The sequence below is a fragment of the Streptomyces sparsus genome (assembly GCF_054776295.1).
In genome coordinates this window covers 1-2,476 of record NZ_BAAHCA010000742.1, presented here as the reverse complement: position 1 = coordinate 2,476, position 2,476 = coordinate 1, and the positions used below count along the sequence as shown (strand labels likewise).

Sequence of the window (2,476 nt, the reverse complement as noted above, 5' to 3'; positions counted from 1 at the left end):
GTGCGCACCCGTGCAGGCCGGTCGCGCCGCTCCTACGCCGGCTGCTGCTCCAGCTTCTTCAGGGCCGCGTCGATCCGGGACAGCGTGCGGTCCCGGCCGAGCACCTCCAGCGACTCGAACAGCGGCAGCCCGACCGTGCGCCCCGTGACGGCGACCCGGACCGGCGCCTGCGCCTTGCCGAGCTTCAGGCCGTGCGCCTCCCCCGCGGCGAGCACCGCGGCCTTGAGCTTCTCGGCGTTCCACTCGGCCTCGGCGAGCCCGGCCCGCGCGGTGCGCAGCAGGTCCTCGGCTCCCGGCTTCATGGCCTTGGCCCAGGAGGCCTCGTCGGTGGCGGGCTCGTCGAGGAAGAGGAAGTCGACGTTGGCGGTGATCTCGGAGAGGACCGTCAGGCGGGTCTGCGCCAGCGGTGCCAGCTCCTCGAACGCCGCGCGGTCGAAGGCCTCGGGCCGCCAGGGGGCGTGCGGCGCGGTGAGCCACGGCTCGCAGGCCGCGACGAAGTCCGCGACGGGCATCTCCCGCAGGTGCACGGCGTTGATCGCCTCGCACTTCTTGAGGTCGAAGCGCGCCGGGTTGGCGTTGACCGCGTCGATCTCGAACGCGGCGACCATCTCGTCGAGGGTGAAGATGTCCCGGTCCTCGGCGATCGACCAGCCGAGCAGCGACAGGTAGTTGAGCAGTCCCTGCGGGAGGAAGCCGCGCTCCCGGTAGAGGTTGAGCGACGACTGGGGGTCGCGCTTGGAGAGCTTCTTGTTGCCCTCGCCCATCACGTAGGGGAGGTGGCCGAACCGCGGGATCGAGCCGTTGCCCACGCCGATCTCCGCCAACGCCCGGTAGAGCGCGATCTGCCGGGGGGTCGAGGACAGCAGGTCCTCGCCGCGCAGCACGTGGGTGATCTCCATCAGCGCGTCGTCGACGGGGTTGACGAGCGTGTAGAGCGGGGCGCCGTTGGCCCGCACGATGCCGAAGTCCGGCACGTTCTCCGGCGTGAAGGTGAGTTCGCCGCGGACGAGGTCGGTGAAGGTGATCGGCTCGTCGGGCATTCGGAACCGCACGATGGACGTGCGGCCCTCGGATTCGTGGGCGGCTGTCTGCTCGGGCGTGAGGGCCCGGCACAGGCCGTCGTAGCCGGACGGGCGGCCGGCGGCGCGGGCGGCGTCCCGGCGGGCCTCCAGTTCCTCGGCGGTGCACCAGCAGCGGTAGGCGTGGCCCGAGTCGAGGAGCTTCGCGGCCACGTCGGCGTAGAGGTCCATGCGCTGGGACTGGCGGTAGGGGGCGTGCGGGCCGCCCACCTCGGGGCCCTCGTCCCAGTCGAGGCCCAGCCAGCGCAGCGAGTCCAGCAGCTGCTGGTAGGACTCCTCGGAGTCCCGGGCCGCGTCGGTGTCCTCGATGCGGAAGACCAGGGTGCCGCCGTGGTGACGGGCGAACGCCCAGTTGAAGAGGGCGGTGCGGACCAGGCCGACGTGGGGGTTGCCGGTCGGCGAGGGACAGAAACGTACCCGCACTGCGGAGGAAGAGGGAGCGCTAGCCACGCGTGATCACCTTGTTGGTGAGAGTGCCGATGCCTTCGATGGTGACGGCGACCTCGTCGCCGACGTTGAGCGGTCCGACACCCGCGGGGGTGCCGGTGAGGATGACGTCTCCGGGGAGCAGCGTCATGGCCTCGGTGATGTGCACGATCAGGTCCTCGACGGACCTGACCATCTCGCTGGTGCGGCCGAGTTGCCGCTGTTCGCCGTTGACCGTGCACATCAGGGCCAGGTCGGCGGGGTCCACCTCGGTCTCCACCCAGGGGCCGAGCGGGCAGGAGCCGTCGAAGCCCTTGGCCCGGGCCCACTGCTCCTCGCGGCGCTGCACGTCGCGGGCGGTGATGTCGTTGGCGCAGGTGTAGCCGAGCACCACCTCCAGCGCGCGCTCCCGGGGCACCTGGCTGCACATCCGGCCGATGACCACGGCGAGTTCCGCCTCGTGGTGCACCTCGCTGGAGAACGTCGGGTAGCCGACCGGGTCGCCGGGGCCGACCACCGAGGTGGACGGCTTGAAGAAGACCACCGGGGTGTCGGGCACGGTGTTGCCCAGCTCCCTGGCGTGCTCGGCGTAGTTGCGGCCCACGCCGACGACCTTGTTGGGCAGGACCGGCGGCAGCAGGCGCACCTGGGACAGCGGGATCTTCCGGCCCGAGCGCTCGAAGTCGGCGAAGGGGTGGCCCTTGATGATGTCGAGGAACAGCCCGTCGGAGCTCCGGGCGTCCGCGGGGTTCTCGGGTTCCCCTTCGACCACGCCGAAGCCGACGGTGCCCTCGAGGGAGAATCTGGCGATGCGCACGGGAAGCGTTGCCCTTCAGTGACCTGCGGGAAGATGACACCCCAGACTAGGCCACGGCGGGGCGGCGGCGTCCGGAGCCCGGCCGCGACCGTACCGCGGCGCGGCGACGGCCCGGCACACCTGGTGTGCCGGGCCGTCGGAGGGCGGTGCGCGG

General features: G+C 71.8%; 2 protein-coding genes. Both read right to left on the bottom strand.

The features are described from left to right. Window positions 1-32: 32 nt before the first annotated feature. Entirely contained in the window at window positions 33-1,529 is a 1,497-nt protein-coding gene (gene gltX / locus ACYVE9_RS22870) for a glutamate--tRNA ligase (protein ID WP_461029777.1), read from the bottom strand. Next, complete coding sequence (locus ACYVE9_RS22865) at window positions 1,522-2,322, bottom strand: fumarylacetoacetate hydrolase family protein (protein WP_461029776.1); 801 nt, start codon at window positions 2,320-2,322, stop codon at window positions 1,522-1,524. Before ACYVE9_RS22865 ends, gltX begins: the two co-directional genes overlap by 8 nt. Window positions 2,323-2,476: the final 154 nt, after the last annotated feature.